This window comes from Catalinimonas locisalis, assembly GCF_038039535.1.
GTDB lineage: Bacteria > Bacteroidota > Bacteroidia > Cytophagales > Cyclobacteriaceae > Catalinimonas.
Genome location: NZ_JBBPHP010000055.1, coordinates 1 through 16,826 on the forward strand (window position 1 = coordinate 1; position 16,826 = coordinate 16,826).

General features: G+C 41.8%; 11 protein-coding genes. 4 read left to right on the forward strand and 7 right to left on the reverse strand.

Going from position 1 to position 16,826, the window contains the following annotated elements; genetic code table 11:
- Positions 1-380 precede the first annotated feature (380 nt).
- The 3 genes from WJR50_RS30950 to WJR50_RS30960 all read right to left on the reverse strand — a co-directional run bounded on the left by WJR50_RS30950 (position 381) and on the right by WJR50_RS30960 (position 7,481).
- Positions 381-1,412 carry a chemotaxis protein CheB gene (locus WJR50_RS30950; RefSeq protein WP_341297209.1) on the reverse strand — a complete coding sequence of 344 codons (1,032 nt, stop codon included), beginning with the start codon at positions 1,410-1,412 and terminating at the stop codon, positions 381-383.
- A 201-nt stretch (positions 1,413-1,613) separates the two neighbouring features.
- Entirely contained in the window at positions 1,614-2,708 is a 1,095-nt protein-coding gene (locus WJR50_RS30955) for an ISAs1 family transposase (RefSeq protein WP_341297210.1), read from the reverse strand.
- A 201-nt stretch (positions 2,709-2,909) separates the two neighbouring features.
- The gene (locus WJR50_RS30960; protein ID WP_341297211.1) at positions 2,910-7,481 is read right to left on the reverse strand and encodes a CheR family methyltransferase; all 4,572 of its coding nucleotides are present in this window, start codon (positions 7,479-7,481) and stop codon (positions 2,910-2,912) included.
- A gap of 486 nt (positions 7,482-7,967) precedes the next feature.
- On the opposite strand from WJR50_RS30960, the gene WJR50_RS30965 reads away from it, so the two are divergent.
- Positions 7,968-8,657, forward strand: coding sequence for a porin family protein (locus tag WJR50_RS30965; RefSeq protein ID WP_341297212.1), 690 nt, complete (start codon positions 7,968-7,970; stop codon positions 8,655-8,657).
- Between the two features lie 117 nt (positions 8,658-8,774).
- Positions 8,775-9,845: a fatty acid desaturase family protein gene (locus WJR50_RS30970; RefSeq protein ID WP_341297213.1), complete on the forward strand. Its 1,071-nt coding sequence runs from the start codon at positions 8,775-8,777 to the stop codon at positions 9,843-9,845.
- A 51-nt stretch (positions 9,846-9,896) separates the two neighbouring features.
- Here the strand turns inward: WJR50_RS30970 and WJR50_RS30975 are convergent, their stop codons facing one another.
- A complete protein-coding gene (locus WJR50_RS30975) occupies positions 9,897-10,901 on the reverse strand; it encodes a hypothetical protein (protein WP_341297214.1) in 1,005 nt (334 codons plus the stop codon).
- A gap of 80 nt (positions 10,902-10,981) precedes the next feature.
- Positions 10,982-11,176, reverse strand: coding sequence for a hypothetical protein (locus WJR50_RS30980; RefSeq protein ID WP_341297215.1), 195 nt, complete (start codon positions 11,174-11,176; stop codon positions 10,982-10,984).
- A gap of 759 nt (positions 11,177-11,935) precedes the next feature.
- Here WJR50_RS30980 and WJR50_RS30985 point away from each other — a divergent pair.
- Both WJR50_RS30985 and WJR50_RS30990 read left to right on the forward strand, forming a co-directional pair.
- Positions 11,936-12,952: a helix-turn-helix domain-containing protein gene (locus tag WJR50_RS30985; RefSeq protein WP_341297216.1), complete on the forward strand. Its 1,017-nt coding sequence runs from the start codon at positions 11,936-11,938 to the stop codon at positions 12,950-12,952.
- Positions 12,953-13,165: 213 nt separating this feature from the next.
- Positions 13,166-13,834: a hypothetical protein gene (locus WJR50_RS30990; protein ID WP_341297217.1), complete on the forward strand. Its 669-nt coding sequence runs from the start codon at positions 13,166-13,168 to the stop codon at positions 13,832-13,834.
- A gap of 74 nt (positions 13,835-13,908) precedes the next feature.
- On the opposite strand, the gene WJR50_RS30995 is transcribed toward WJR50_RS30990, so the two are convergent.
- Together WJR50_RS30995 and WJR50_RS31000 are read right to left on the reverse strand one after the other, a co-directional pair.
- Positions 13,909-14,367 (reverse strand): ISAzo13-like element transposase-related protein, encoded by a 459-nt coding sequence (locus WJR50_RS30995; RefSeq protein ID WP_341297218.1) that lies wholly within the window; start codon positions 14,365-14,367, stop codon positions 13,909-13,911.
- A 35-nt stretch (positions 14,368-14,402) separates the two neighbouring features.
- Positions 14,403-16,778 carry a T9SS type B sorting domain-containing protein gene (locus WJR50_RS31000; RefSeq protein WP_341297219.1) on the reverse strand — a complete coding sequence of 792 codons (2,376 nt, stop codon included), beginning with the start codon at positions 16,776-16,778 and terminating at the stop codon, positions 14,403-14,405.
- Positions 16,779-16,826: the final 48 nt, after the last annotated feature.

Genomic DNA, 16,826 nt, shown 5'->3' on the forward strand with positions numbered 1-16,826 from the left:
AATATTACAATCTATGAAATGCCTTTTTCCGCCCTGAATTTCATTTTTATCTGTTGACTCATTGCAGGATAAGCCAATGACTGGCTTCATTCCTAATGTATGGAAGAAAAATGGCTATAGGGAAAAGCAAAAATCTCAAAAAAATACAGCTGGTGAAAAGAAAAAAATCAACGTGAATCTATCTTAAATCTGTACAGTAATTTTAGGGAATCACCTTAAAAAATTATAATACATACGGTTTATTTTATAATATTCTTCTTGATTTATAGTATGTCATAATAGCAACCACTTTCGCACTATAAAATATACCCTGTTCTTAGAAAAATAATATCTGAATGCTTGATTTTTTTAATAGAATGCAATGTTGGATGCAGTTTTCATCAGGTAGGCATATCATTCCCACCTTCATTCTCAGTTGTTTTCAAAATTGCTCTAATCCGATCAATATGAACCTGTGACATTTTTGCTCTTTCAAGGGCTGTTTGAGAACCAACACCTTTCTCCCCTCGTGCCATTGCAGTCAGTAGGTTTTTACGCTCCTCAAACATCCGTAGTGCAGTCCACATCGTTTCTTCAATCTTGTTGGTCTGTTCGGCTAAAAGGTAAGCTGCCGTATAGGCGTGCCCGGTATGGCAACGGAACCGTAAGTCGCTATCCTTTCCTACTTGCCATAAAACGCCACCGCAACCCGGACAATTAAAAGGAACCTGATCGCCCAGATTATTGACTGAAGACAAATCGCTTAACACACGTTCAGCAATTTTAGCCTCAATCAGAACATCTTCCGGAACAGCTTTGCGCTTTTGTAATTTCCGTGAAATTAACTGGTCTAGTAAAGTCCCCATTTCATATATAGGCAGGCAATAATCTACCTTTACGTTATTCAAAGCATTTCTTGGCATATCCGGATACTCGGCTTCGTCTGGATCCTGTACAATACAGATTCCTCCGCACCTTTTAATCGCTTTCATTCCTGCTGTTCCATCATCAAGATAACCGGTGAGCAATATCCCGATCACACCAGTCCCAAAGGCCACAGCAGCTGAGCGAAATAAGGGATCAATGGCAGGACGAGACCTGTTTTCGTGGGCTCCTTTGGTCACCAGCATTTTCAGGTCTCCCCCAATCAACAGGTGATGATCTGATGGCGCCAGGTATAAATTTCCGGCTTTCAAGTTGTTTCCGCTTTTTGCATGCTGACATTTTACGGTATTTAACTTATTAAGCTGGTCCAAGAGTATATTTCCCGTAGCATCAGGAGAAATATGTCGGACAATCAATACCGGCAAAGGGAAGTCTTTGGGAAGTTGACTTATTAGTTTTTTTAATGCACTCAATCCCCCTGCTGATGTACCTATGACAACGACCTGGGAAATTTTTTCGGGCTTATCGGCTTTACTGCTTTTTTTCATTTTTTTTATCAACTAAATTTAATTACAGGACCTAAAATTATTGAATGTTATCCAGTGATTACCAGTACATTATTTTAATCTCAAAGTGCACTTCATCCGATCTTTCACTGATGTTGCCTCAGCCTTGTTTGTTAGCATGTAGGGTTCGTAAACATAAAAGTACCGAATTATCCTAAGGATTATTAAGCTTACACGGCTTTTTCATAAAAGGTCATGATGTTTGAAAAGAGGTATTGCTAAAGCTGGCTTACAAGCTATATCTTCCTGCATTGCTTTGAGAAAGCCTTTTTTCTGTTGTCTGAGCAGGTTTCCAGCGACCGATATAATACTAGCCAGCATCTTACTACGTGCTGGTTCTTTGCATTTGATGTGATCTTCCCGAAAGGTAGTGTCTCTTACCCAGTTGTCAGCCTCAATACTCCAATGTTGGCGGATAGCGATAAAGATTTTTTGAGGTTTGATCTGCTCAGGGATAGCATTAGAAAGATAGTAACTTATTTCTTGGCTTACTTTGCCTGTTTTACAATGGGTGCTTTCTCGTTCCACTACGGCTAAAGTAGCAAACCCTGAAGCGTCCCATTTACTTTCAAAGCAGATGGCCTCCACTGAATAGAAAGAAGCTTTTCGCTGCTCTATACGCCCATGCCCCTTGTCTAGGGTTTGTTGCTGGGCAAATGGCTCAGCAAGCACGGTATGATCGCGTAAGTCATCTAGTAGCGCCGACTGATTGGCTTTCACTTGCGCAAGGTAAGTACCCCCAGCATCTTGTACCATTTCTAGGGTTTCGTGTTGGTTGTGTAAAGCATCAAAGGTGATACATTGACTAGCCAGAGCCCTTTCCTGCAATAAGGCTCGTACACAAGCAATTTCGCTATCTTTGGCCCCATGATAAAACAGACCAGGAAGGCTGATACTACTCTGTTGTAGTAAGGGGCGAACCAAACACAAGCCTCTCTTCTGTCCGGATACCCCATCAATAGTGCCCCGTATCTCTTTGCCATCAAAACTAATCCAACTATCGGCTGGTAGCAGACTGACTTGCCAACCAAAATAGTTGGCATGAAACTGCTGATAGACGTTTTGATCTACCAGAATTAGTAATCTACGTAACTGCGCATCAGAGACGCTGCGCGCTTCATCCAATTGCAGCAGAGAGCATAAGCAGGCGTGGTGACGCACTAAGAAGCGATGAATCTCGGCAATGAGTGCTTGGCCCGCCATTGTAGCCAGTAGTACCCCAAACAGTACAAAGTATAGATCATGACGTTTGCCTCGGTTATCGCGTGGATCAATCAAATTAGCTTGCAGGTAGTGATAGTAAGTCTTACATTCGTTTTTTTTAGGGAGCTTAGCATAGCAATGTATTTTGATGGTGGATCACCAAAATAACAGCTTTTTGCTAAGTTCTCTTTTTATGAAAAGGCCGTGATTAAGCTTAGTGTCATCTTGCAGTAAACGAATCCAATGAACCTTAAAATAGGAAGATTGAATCCAGACTCATGATGCAAGCTCCTCAAGGCGTTGGTTAATATGGCCAATGATCTCCTCAAAACCCTGTTCTATGGCAGTTCTTTCTGATTGGAGAGCTTCAGCCGATACCCCAGATTCCATTCTTTTTCTTGTATCATCTAATTTTTGATAAAAAGTATCCAGCCCCAGCAAGATGAAAATAGGCTTAGCTTTGTGGGTTACCTCATCAAGTATTTGTACATCTTTCTGATTTAGGGCATCCAAATAATCTGACTTATAATTTTTCAATGAGCTGATGGCCATGGCATAATACTTTTTCTTATGATCCAAAGAATCTTCAAAAATCTCCTCAGATTTATTAAAGTCCGGCATGGATATGTCCGGCGTGGTAACGTCCGGCGTGGAAACGTCCTGATCAGGAGTGGCCGGATCAGGTTTACTTGGCTTCTCTATTTTTCTTCCTTCCACAGGTTCAGAATCTTCATCAATCTGTTCTGAAATAAAGGGGTAGATTGTTTTCATCAACTGTTCGGGCTCAAAAGGTTTGGTGATGACACCATCAAAGAGATCATTTTTTACTGCTTTCAGGGAAGTATCAGCCGTCAATACGATAATAGGTACCCGGGCATAGTGTTCATCCAGCTTGCGGATGTGGCAGATGGCTTCCTCTCCATCCATTTCCGGCATACGGATATCCATCAGGATCAGGTCATACTTTTTTTGATTGGCTTTTAAAATAGCCTCTTTGCCATTCTCTGCCTCATCGGCCTGCAATGCCCACCAATGTTTCAGGTGTTGCTGCAGGACCATGCGGTTAAATTCAGCATCGTCTACCAGAAGTATGCTTACTGTTTCTTTTAGTTTACTGATGCCCTCCTGAGCTTCAGATAATGCATCTTCTGCGGGCTTCAGTTGCTCTTCACTTCCTAATTGCTGCCTGAGGATGAAATAAAAAAGGGCACCTTCACCTTCTTCGCTATCTACTACAATTTCACTGCCCATCAGTTGTAGTAGTGATTTGGTAATGGAAAGCCCCAATCCAGTGCCTCCGTAGCGGCGTACTGTACTGCTGTCGGCCTGGGTAAATTTATCAAAGATTCTCTGAATCTTGTCTTTCGCAATCCCGATCCCGCTATCCCTTACAGCAAAATAGAGGTCTATCTCTTTTTCTTCCTGCTTTTCCAGTTTTATCTCCAGACGAATACTTCCCGCTGTGGTAAATTTGTTGGCATTGCTGATCAGGTTGTTGAGCACCTGGGCCAGTTTATGAGAATCGCCTTTTAGCACTGAAGGTACATCTTCAGCGATGCTGAAGTCTAAACGATTGCCTTTTTCTTCGGCCAGGGGCAAATGTGCCTGCCGGATGCTATTAAGTAGGGTGGAGATAGAATAATCATGTGCATCTATTTCTGCCTTACCGGCCTCTATCTTGCTGTAATCCAGGATATCGTTGATCAGGTTCAGCAGATTCCGGGAAGAAAATTGCAGGGCATGGAGATTCTCCACCTGCTCGGGCAAATTATTCTTCTTCAACAGCAAATTGCTCAAACCAATGATGGCATTAAGTGGGGTACGTATCTCATGGCTCATGCTGGAGAGAAATTCCTCTTTGATACCGGCTGAATGTATGGCTTCATCTTTAGCCCTTTGCAGCACTTCTTCTCCCTCTTTTTGTTCGGTAATGTCTCTCATCCCGAGCAGAATGAATTGGACATGATCTAAACGACGGGCATTGAGTAGCATTACACGATGACCGATTTGATCAAAATGATGCCTGATCTCAAAGTCAACAAAAATATTATTCTCGGGAAGAATTTCTTCCAGAAGGGTATGCAGTTCGGGAATGTTCCATTGCCCATTGCCCAACGCATAAATCAGTTGGCCTTCGGTTTCTTCCGGTTTCACTTTAAAGTGCTCATAAAAGGCAGCGTTTGTTGATTTCACCCTGAGGTCAGGATACAGCACCAGCAAAGGTTCATGAAGGGTTTCAATGATGCTTTCGGCATACACTTTGGCTTCTCTCAATTCGTTTTCCATCTTCTTACGTTCACTGATTTCTATGAAGGTAATTACCACACCTTCAATGCGGTCATCATTACTACGGTAGGGCAGCACCCGGGTCAGATAATGTTTGCCATGCTTGTCCTGGACTTCCCGCTCTACCGGTATCAATTTTTCCAGTACAAGTCGGGCGTCATCTATCAGTTCATCATAGCCCAGCTTATGCGTCAGGTCAGTAATAAGGCGCCCGCGATCTACCATGCTTACATTGAACAATTCTCCCAGTTTGGGCGTGAAGCGAAGGATACGCAGCTCTTTACTCAAAAAAAGAGTAGCAATATCAGTAGCACTCAGCAGGTTTTGCAAATCATCGGAGAGTTGCCGGAGCTCTTCCACCTTATGCCGGTTTTCCTGATTGAGGGTAGACAGTTCCTCATTCAGAGACTGTAGCTCTTCTTTGCTGGTTTCCAGTTCTTCCATGGTAGAGCGTAGTTCTTCGTTGGCCGACTGTAGCTCTTCATTAGAAGCTTTCATTTTCTCCCGGCTGCTCTCATGCTCTTTGATGACGGCCTGCATACGCTGTCGCATATTATTAAGCTCAGACTTCAACTCTAGGTTGCTTGCACTGCTGAATCTATTATCTTCTGTATCTTTTCCATGCCGAGCAGTCGCTGGATCATACTCTTCAAACATGACCAGCACCACATTTTCCTCTGAAGGCTGCTCGACCTGGTGAGCAGAAACAATGACCTCCCGCTTCTGGCCTTCTATCATCAGGGAAACTGCCTGGCTGCGGGCCTGTTTTTTAGGTTTCTGGTTAGAAGCCGAGATTCCATCTCCATTCTCCTCCTCTCCCCGAGCAGCATATAAGACTGTACGCAGCTCCAACTGGAGCTCAGCACGTACCATTTTGAACACGTCCCGGCTGGGTTCCCCTGCTGATACCTTTAAATAGCGCACCGCATTTTCGGATATGTGCAGTACCCGATGATCCAGGTTGAGCAGCATGCTGGGCGGGGCATAGCGCTCTACCACCTGCTGATGCAGCGCGCCATAGGGTTTTGTAGAGGTGTTTTTTTCAGGAGTAGATTCTTCAGAAAACTGGTTACGTAGGTTGGGAAAAACCGGTAGTTGCGGTTCCGGCCCGCTAATGTTATGTTTAAAGAAGATAGCGCTTTCCTTACTTTTAGTACCAAAAAGCTCACTGTTGTCCAGATGCTCAGAAGTACCCAACACCAGAAATCCGTCAGGACGAAGGGAATAATGGAAAAGGGCGATGACATCCTTTTGTACACCCCGCTTGAGATAGATCAGCAGGTTGCGACAAACGATCATGTCCATGCGAGAAAAGGGAGGGTCGCTCAACAGGTTGTGCGGGGTAAAGATCACCATCTCCCTCAACTCTTTACGGATGCGGTAGCCCCCATCCACTTTGGTAAAAAATCTCTGCAAACGCTCTGCACTGATATCCGCTTTGATGTCGCCCGGATAAAAACCCTCCCTGGCCTTTTGTAAAGAATGCTCGTGCAGATCCGAAGCAAATACCTGAAAGGTAGGGCTTACGGAGCTTTGATCGGCTTCTTCGGCCAGCAGCATGGCTATGGAATACGCCTCTTCACCACTGGAGCAGCCTACTGACCATACCCGCAGCTGATCGTCCTGGTCTTTACCTTCAAAGAGTTTGGGGATTACTTCTTCTTTGAGTTGCTCATACACTTCAGAATCACGGAAAAAGCTGGTGACATTGATGAGAAAGTCATCAGAAAGGGCGTTTACCTCCTCGGGGCTTTTCTTTAAAAGTGCCAGGTAATCATCCAATTGCTCTATCTGAAAGAGCTGCATTCGGCGTTGCAAACGGCGCAGGATGGTAGAGGGTTTATAGCGGCTAAAATCACGTCCATTACGGGTCCGAACCTGTCTAAAGATTTGCTGGATCATCTTCTCTTCATCATGATCAGTTTCGCCTTTGACCTCTGTTAAGCTGAGATGTGGCTTGGTGCTCACAAAGTTGATAATATAGGGTGGTATGTCGGCCAGTGGTAAGATCATATCTACCAGGCCAGTGGCGATCGCGCTCTGGGGCATACCATCATAGTCTGCCTCTCCAGGGCTTTGCACTATGGTCAGCCCTCCCTGGTTTTTGATCTCTTTGATGCCCAGTGTACCGTCGGAGCCGGTTCCACTCAGGATAATACCTATGGAATGTCCATCATGAACTTTGGCCAGGGTACGAAAAAAATGGTCAATAGGCGCCCTGTCCCTGCGTTGTTCCTCCAGGTCAGACAGGCGCAGGTGTGTGTCAATGGTATCCAGGTTACAGTTGGGAGGAATGATATATACATGGTCAGCTTCCAGCGCAACGGTTTCCGTTACCTGTTGTACCGGCATCTTGATGTAGGGCTGAAGCAATCCCGTCAGATGGCTTTCGTGATCGGGGGAAAGGTGTACCACCACCACATAAGCCAGGCCACTATCTTCCGGTATATGCGAGAACAATGTTTTCAGGGCAGCCAGCCCCCCGGCAGAAGCACCAATGCCTACAATGGTCAGGGGCTTGTCAGAAGTCTGGTTTTTATTCTGATCCGGGATATCACTCATTTAAAAGGTTTAAGGAGTTAAAAAAACAGAACTTTGGTAAGTTAACAAATATTTAAATTTTGTTAAGGATTCGTAAAAGTTTCTGAAAAGAAACCATTGTAAGTCTTTAACTAAGAAAAGCTTATACAAGCATAAAGTCACACCAGCCTGCTTATGGTTAGCAGTGGGAAGACAAAACAGAAAACCAGCAATCACTATGTATTAGAGAAATCATAGGATCGTAGAAAAACTTTTTTTGCACTTTTATAACTTACAAAAAGCACTATCCTTAAGAGCGTATTTTTAATACTTCTAAGGGTAGTTTTGTCACCTCAAAATGAAATCAGTTTTTGATTAGGCTTGTTTATCCTTTGACAACTTTTTTAAATAGACTTTTTAGTTTTCAGCTATATCAACAAACCAATATATACCTGCCATCATCAAGCAGTCAGTTTTTTAATTGTGGTAATTACTCATTTTTTTAATCTAAATTAAATCTCTTTCACTATGAAAACTTTTTTAATCATTTTAATAACCATGCCATTATGGATGCATCCTTTATTTGCTCAGGAAGAAGATAGCACTCAAATAGAAAAAGCTTCTCAGGACGTCGAGCAGGCCATAGACCAGGCCGAAGATTTTGCTGAAAAAAACATGAATTTTGGGATAAGGGCCGGTCTTAACTTTTCTTCTCTCAACGATAATGAAGTACTCAATTCTGATCCGCAAACCGGCCTTCATTTAGGTTTCTTCGGACGCTATCAGTTTTCCAGGCGACTCAGTGCCAAAGCAGAACTTATTTATAGTATGCAAGGGGCACGGGATGATGATTTCTCCATTTTTGAAGAATATTCAGTGAACCTAAATTATTTACGTTTACCTATTTTAGCAGAGTTTATGGTTACAAATAACCTGAGAATTGAAATAGGTCCTTATGTTGCCGTCTTATTATCTTCCCGACAGAGCTTTAGCGATTTACAGGCAGAAGGTGGGAATGAACTTATAATGACTGATAAAGCAGAAACCAATTATGTGGATGCAGGCATGGGGATCGGCGCTTCTTATGAATTTCCCAGTGGATTTGGATTAGGCGCACGCTATACCCAGGGTTTTGCCGATGCACTAGGAAATGACTTTTTTGGGGGGGCTTCCGGTTCCAATACAATCTTCCAGACTTCTGCTTACTTTACCTTTTAAGTTGTAAGAAAAAGTATTTTATATCCACTCACAATTGATCGGGAGTTGATGGACGTGTGTTTGTCAATTCCCTTATTTCACATCCATTAATTATTAGCATTTTAAATAGACTTTCAAATGGCTAAAGTATCTTTCAACAACAACAAAAGTCCCTTTTTTAAATCGCTCAAAACAAAAGTGGACCGTTACTTTGCAGATCATCAGATGCAGCAATCGGGCAATACAAAATTATACTTCAAAAGTATGCTGCAAATACTGTCCGCGTTGACGCTTTATATTGTACTTGTTTTTTTTACGCCCGGTGTATTTATTTCCCTCTTGCTTTGCGGCTTACTGGGCATGAACCTGGCTTTTATTGGCTTCAATATCATGCACGAAGGTGGTCACCAGAGTTTTTCCCGCTATAAGTGGTTAAACAGGGCTTCTGCCTATTCTCTCAATGTCATGGGAGGGAATGCTTATTTCTGGCAAATAAAACACAATATCAACCATCATACCTATACCAATATTGAAGGCATGGATTCGGATATTGACATCAAACCTTTCATGAGATTGCATGAAGAACAACCCCGCTATTGGTTTCACAGGTTTCAGCATATATACTGGATATTCTTTTATGGGATTTCCTACTTTGCCTGGATTTTTTACCAGGATTTTGAAAAATATTTTACCGGCAAAATTTCTGCTGGTAACTCATCACGCAAGTTAAGCCCCAAAGAACATGTTATTTTCTGGCTTACCAAAATAACCTATATGACTATATATCTCATCTTTCCGATGCTGATGGTAGGATGGATACCAGCCATGGTGGGATTCATGACCGTTTCTTTGGTATGTGGACTTTTCATCAGTATTGTTTTTCAACTGGCCCATGTAGTGGAAAACACGCACTTTCCTGTGCCTAACAGCCAATCTCATAAGATAGAGCAAGAGTGGGCAATTCACCAGGTAGTGACGACTTCAGACTTTGCCACCAACAGCAAAGTGCTTTCCTGGTTCTTGGGCGGTCTGAATTTCCAGGTAGAGCACCATTTGTTTCCGAAGATCAGTCATATACATTATCCTGTGATCAATAAGTTTGTCAAAGAAACCTGCCAGGAGTTTAACGTGGCGTATAATGAATATCCTACTTTTATCAAGGCTTTTCATTCACATTTGCTACACCTGAGGCGATTAGGCTCGGTATAAGAAGAATAAGTAAATGGGCTGACAAATCCCATTTACTTATTTGCAATTGTTTTAAGCGTATTCTGCTTCTCTTACTTCAGCTTTGGGTTTTCCCAAGATGCCGCCTACTCCACCGGATATTGCCCCGATAATGAGGGCGAAGAAACCGGCGATAGCAGCTTTGGAAATGGCAGCAGATACATTTTCAGCCGTTTGTCTAGCTTGCGTTGCCGCCTGTTGTTTCATCTCACTGAACTTTTGCTGGGCTTGCTCATACTGGGTAGCCCAGTTGTCAACTGTATTTTGTGCTTCTGTCTGCGACTGATCTGTCCTGGCTACCAACACATTGACAATGGCTTCCTTGTCCACGTTGCTTATCACACTTCCCCCTTTAGAAAATACCTGCTGGATGACTTCATCCAATTGCGCAGGATTGTCAGCGGTGTTTTTGACTTGCTGTCCAGCCTCCTGTGCTTCATCAGCAATGTTTCCTGGCTGTAGTGCTGCCTGGTCGGTTTGTCTGAGGATCTCCTTAGCCTCACTCTTAATGTTTTGTACCGATATATCAGCTTGCTGCAATTGCTGTTGTGCGGCGTCTGCAAGTTCAGGGGCCACAGCACCTACACCCTGGCCTACCAGGGAGAATGTCTGTCCGACTACACTACCGGTGACGCTGAGGATTTTGCCTACCGCCGTCGTGAGCAGGTAAAATGAAAAAATGGTAAACAAGCACCAGGAAAGTATTCCGTGCAATGCGCTGTCCTTACTGTTAGGTACGCCTGCCAAATGTGCCGCTACCCATCCACCGGCCAGCAAAGATAAGATGGTACTCACTACATACCAGATGATAGAGCCTATGCCCAGACCTTCTGCTACATTTTGCCCGGTAGGGTCCAGAGAGCCCAGGCCAATACCGATACCTAACAAATTAAGTGTCAGGTTGACCACTGCTGCCAATAAAAACCCAGCGAAAACAGCCCCCCAGGATATTCTCTTTAGAAAATTATCTCCATTGGCTACCCCCCGTGTCTCTCCAGGGACGATAGTGCTTCTATGCGTTTCGTTACGATAATCCATAATTATACTAAAATTATAGTGAAAAATAAGACAAGCGATAGTGTTTGTTACTGCTTGCAGCTAGTTAAAAAAAATTAAAGTTATTGAATAGAGTCTAAGTTTGTCCTGCGGGTAATGGTTTCCGTTTCACTAACTGTATCAATGTCTGTCGTCTTTTCCCTAATCGTTTTTTCTACTTCGTATTCTGTTTCTACGACCACAGTATCGGAAGAGATTAAGGTACGTTCAGTCTGCTTCCCTGAATCACAAGCTGACAAAGCAACCAAAAGTACCATGGAAAAAATGAGTGTTAAAATTTTCATAATAATAGCTTGTTAAGATAAAAAAATGGTGTTTTTCAAGTATAACAATAAATAAATTGTGATGGTTAGCTCTACTTATTAATAGCGTATAAATTATCCTTCCTGGGGCATTAATATGATTTCCATAAATTTAGTCTTCATCCAGCAGATGAGCGTGCTTAGGTCGCTATTTCCGGTAGACGGTCTGAAATTTATACACTAAGTTGACAAAATTGCCCTTAGAAGAATTAATAATACCCCATTGCGCACCATTACAACTATACATACAACTCTTTAGCAGAAATATGTCTTTAATTTGCAACTGACTATTAGTATTTCCCGAAGCTTGGAAACAGCAGCACTAATGGTTCATGTTATATTTTTTTTAAGCAATGTCAGAACGATGGCATATTTTTTAGTCTTGTTGAAATACGGGTATTCTTAGTATGAAATCTTCCTATACTGAGGATACCCTTTTTCAAATCCCGATGAAGCCCTTATGGTACAAAATTTGAAAAAACAACCTCCCGGATAGCTTGTTATGTGTTACAATAAAATTGTTTTCGGCTGCAAAAAGCGCTTTTGGCCAAGTCTTAATTAATATATTATTTTTAATTATTAATTGTTATAGAATTTATTTTCATTTTCTTATACTAACCTTATGTTTTTCATAGGATTCTTTTACAATACATTTTTTCTCTTAATTTAATTAGCGAAGAAAACCATGTTGTTTTTTTTTAAACATATAAGGCCGTGATTGTTAAATTAATCAGCAACTCCTTATCAAGCATCATGCACGAATTGGCGGAAACACTTTCTGCAAGGTACCAGAAAAACGACAAATCAACCATTGTTCAGTTGCTTGGTCCGCTGGGGGAAGGAAAAGTAGAAGCCTGTCAGCTTCACGATGGGTTGAGCCTATTCTCTATCAATGGTGTCTTGCAGGAGGGACTGGAAATTAAAGTGAGACAGGAAGGCTATCACCCTCTGCGCTTGATCTACTGCCAGACAGGCCAACTTACCCATTCGGTAGATGAACGGCTGATACAGTATCAACTTCATAATTTTCAAAACTCCTTATCGGCATGTTCAGGGGATGTAAACCAGAACTTTCATTTTCACACTGGCGAGGTCTCTATTTTCATCGTAGAAATAGAACGTTTCTTTTACCTGGAACGGATTAGGAGTGGTATAGATAGTGTTCACCCCCAGTTGGCCAGGCTCTTTGAAGACACCAGTGCTCAATATCCTTTTTTGTATCAGGGCTACTATAGCACAGCCGCAACTGAAGTACTTAGGGGAATCCTAAGTACTGATTATGAAGACCTGATCCTTGACACTTTCTTAGAGTCAAAAACCCTGGAACTATTATCGTTAATGTGGACCCAATATAGTGATGACCAGAAGCCAAGTCATAAACAAAGGGTAATCCGGGAGCGTGATGCCAACGCTTTGATGGCGGCCCGGGATTATGTGCTTAACCATTTGCAGTCGCCACCATCTATCAGTGAGTTGGCCAAGAAAGCAGGGATCAATGAGTTTAAGTTAAAAACGGGCTACAAACAACTCTTCAACACTACGGTGTACCAGCATATCCAGAGTGAGCGGCTCAACCAGGCCAGAGCATTGCTAAAAGAAGGAAAGTGGGATGTGAGCGAAGTGGCCGATAAAGTAGGTTATACCAATAAAAGTCATTTCGCGGCCAGGTTCAGGGAAAAATTCGGTATACTGCCCAAGCAATTTCAAAAAGATAGTGCACAAGATACTTGAAGCACGATGACTTTGGGGTACAAAACTGTTATTTATACTTCCTTTTCTTGTATTTATTGCTACCTAAAACGCTTATCTTTAGTCTAAATGATCACCTGCCACTTAGAGGGTTTTGCCATTTTGGCTATTAATCCAAAATTCCTTCTAAAGCATGTGGTTGCTACGGGGAAGTACCTTCTTAGCCATTCATTTTTACATTATTTGTATATTATTATGAAAATAAAGCTAGAAACCCATAGTTTTCAAGACCTGCTTACGCTATTAGAAAAGGGTTTTAAACAAGACTATTCGGTCAATCGTGACGGAAGTACTATCCAAGTGGTCACTGAGGAACTTAGCGGTCTATTTCGGGCGAAGGACTTTACCCACGGATTAGGACTCTTTTATTTTGATATTTATCTAAATGATGACCTGGACATACTTTTTGACATAGAACAGTTCCACCCTTTGCGGTTTTTGTATTGCCTGAAAGGCCATATCAAACACTCCGGGGTATCCGGTCAGCTCCAGCATGAGATTGAGGCAGGGCAATACATTGGTTATGCGTGCCGCAGGGGAAGTGAACAGATTATCAGTCTTCCTGCCTATCAGCATATCCAATGTATAGGGCTTCAGATTGTCCGTGAAAAATACATTCAACAACGCCCGACCATCCATTTGCCAAATGCCATTAGAAACATTGTTGATGACCAGTATGCGGAGATGCCCTATTTGTTTCACGATGACTACGCCAATGACATCAAAAACATTCTCCATAGGGCCTTAGATAACAGAAAAACCACTTATGTCGGCGATTTATTGTTTGAAGCCAATGCGTTAGAGATACTGGCTTATCAATTTGAAGTTTATATGAATGATGTACATATACCAGTAGCCGATTAATTGCCTGAAGGAAAACTTATTCTAGATAGTGGATATGCTAATTATCTGGGAGTTGTTTGTAAAAAATGATCATATTACCAAAAACAGCCAGCTCTTTTTGAAGAATATGAGTTTTCTATTTTTCTTATTGGAAAACCACAAAATGAATCGCTGATTTTGTAGAAGAAAAGTTTACAAGAGTTAGGTTTAGGCGTCATTGAACGAAATAATCTACCCATATAGTAAGAAGGTCTGATCCAGACATCCCATTTGGGTAGCAGAAGGTTTCGGTCAGCGTATTGTTCTGGCCGTTGCATTTGCTGTTGCGTGAGTTTGATACCTTTTTGGTAAACTTTATCTATGAAGTCCACCAGCGGGGTGACCTTTCTCCAGGTGATGTTATGGATGGTGTTAATCACCATGTCTTCTGAAGTGAGCAAAGTGCCCTTCCGGTAGTTTTCTAAAGCAGCCCATACCCGTTCAATGTGATTGTACTTACTATGGTAAGGGGTATATGACCTGCCCTCTCCTAAAAAGGTCCCTTTTTCATACATAATAGATAAGCAACTATAGTTTTACTTGTGACTTCTTATCTCATAAGCGTGAGCCAACCTTTCATTTGCTTTTGCTCGCCTAGATCTGTTTCGGCACAGCTGTAACTTACAATCCAGTAATAGTTGCCCGCTGGAGCTTCTTTATCATTTACACTTCCATTCCAATTAATAGAATCTTCGTTTCTGTATATCAGTTTGCCCCAACGATTATAGATGTACAACGTAGCATCATTTATACTACGGTAAAGAATGGGTGTGAAAAGATCATTACTTCCGTCGGCGTTGGGAGTAAAGACATTAGGAAGAGTAAGTGCACAACTACAATCTTCGGTTTCAATGGCTATAGTTTGTTTCATAGTATAACATTCATTTTCCATAGTCACCGAATAGGTCCCAGCAGAGTCAAATACCCTTTGCTTAGATGAACCTCCATCATTCCAATAGTAATTGTAATTGTCAAGCTCGGATGACCATAACAGAGTTTTGCCCTGACAGATCAATGTATCGATATTCTTTGGAAGGGTAGGTTCTTCGATCATTTTTACCTGGACGCTATCTGTTGCTACGCAGCTTTCTCGTCTCGCTTGCACCCAATATTTTCCAGACTCCAATATGCTTATCTGCTGGGTAGTCTCACCTGTATTCCATAAAATACTTCCTTTGATACCTTCTACTTTCAATATATGATTGCTTTGCCCACATATAATAGTATCTGGGCCTAAACTAGGAGGAGTGAATTGCTCGATACGAATACTATCACGTATTATGCAATCTTCCGACGTCACTTCCACCCAATAGGTACCTGGCTCAGTGATATGGATTTGGTGAGCTGTTTGACCGGTACTCCATAGAACATCTACCTGGTCGTTGTCAATAGCCAATGTATGATCTATCGGTTGACAAGAAAAGATATCTTCTCCTAAATCGACCTTGAGAAATTCAATATTTATAGTATCTCTGGCAACACAACCATTTTGACGAACTTCTACCCAATACTTCCCTGATTTGGTTACCTGAATTTGGGAAGAGGTACTACCAGTATTCCAGCGATATTGAGCAAATGACACGTTAGCATCTAGTATTATTGATTTTTGTTTGCAGATAAGAGTATCAGGAGATCCCAAATCCAAGCTGGTATTTAAGAAATCGCATTCTCCAGTGGGTGGAATACCCGTAAAACTAAAATGATAGACAGCACCGACGTACTCCTTCTCTTCGCTACCCTTTAGATATGAACTAACCAAAACATAACCATCCTCAATATATACCTCATCTCCAAAATTGTCTCTTGGTTCTCCATCTTCAGGTAATATTTTAGTTCTCTCAAACCAATTAGTTCCATTATACTGAAAAACATAAGCAGCTCCCGATTCATTACCTAGATCATCATCAGCATAAGATCCCACAATTGCATTATTTCCACTAATATGGACTGAATTTCCAAAATGATCTAATTCTTCTCCATCGGAAGCTAATAGTTTCCCTTGAGGTTTCCAGAGATTGTTATCTAGAGTATAGGTATAGACTGCCCCGGCACTTCTACCGTTAGTACTTTCACCTGGCGCCCCAATAACCATAAAATCGTTATTGACACTAATTGATTTACCAAATAAAGTAAAAAGTTGATTGTCCATATTAGTCAGCTTTTGTTGTTCAACCCATTGGTTTCCAATTTTTGTATATACATAAACTGCTCCCGCCCTACCATTTTCATAATATGCTCCTACAAACGCCTGATCCTTATAAATAGCTACCGCATTACCAAAAATGTCATTTTCTTCAGCATCGGAAGCAGTGAGCTTGGCTTGTTCTACCCAATTGTTACCATCATAGTGAAAAATATAAGCTGCTCCTGAAAAAGAGCCGTGATCATCATCACCTTTGGAGCTTATGATAGCATATTGTCCATACATACTGATGGTTTGCCCAAACAAATCGTCAGTTTGCCCATCCGATGTAGTAAGCCTAGCTTCTTCTATCCAGTTTTCACCATCATAATGAAATACATATACCGATCCGGCAGCTTCTTCATTTCCATCATCTCCTGCGGCACCAACTAGTATATAGTCATCCTGAATGTAAACTGAATGACCGAAAAAATCGCGTGATTCAGCATCTGATGCATATAATTTTGTATGCTGAACCCAATAGTCACCACTTCTAGCATACACATAGGCGGCGCCAGCATCACTACCTTTGTCATTATCTTGATAAGCTGCCACAACCCCAAAATTTTTACCAAAACTCATGGATGTACCAAAGAACTCATAAGCTGATAAATCAACCGGTGTTATCTTTTGAATTTGTACCGGTTTTTGTGCTAGCAATAATTGTGATGTACAAAGTAGTACGCAAGCTATGCTTACCCCTTTTAAGTCCGATAGTAATTGATTGATTCTTACGAATTCCACGCGTTATAAACCTTTACTGAAACAACCCGCAAAATAGGAGAAGGAATG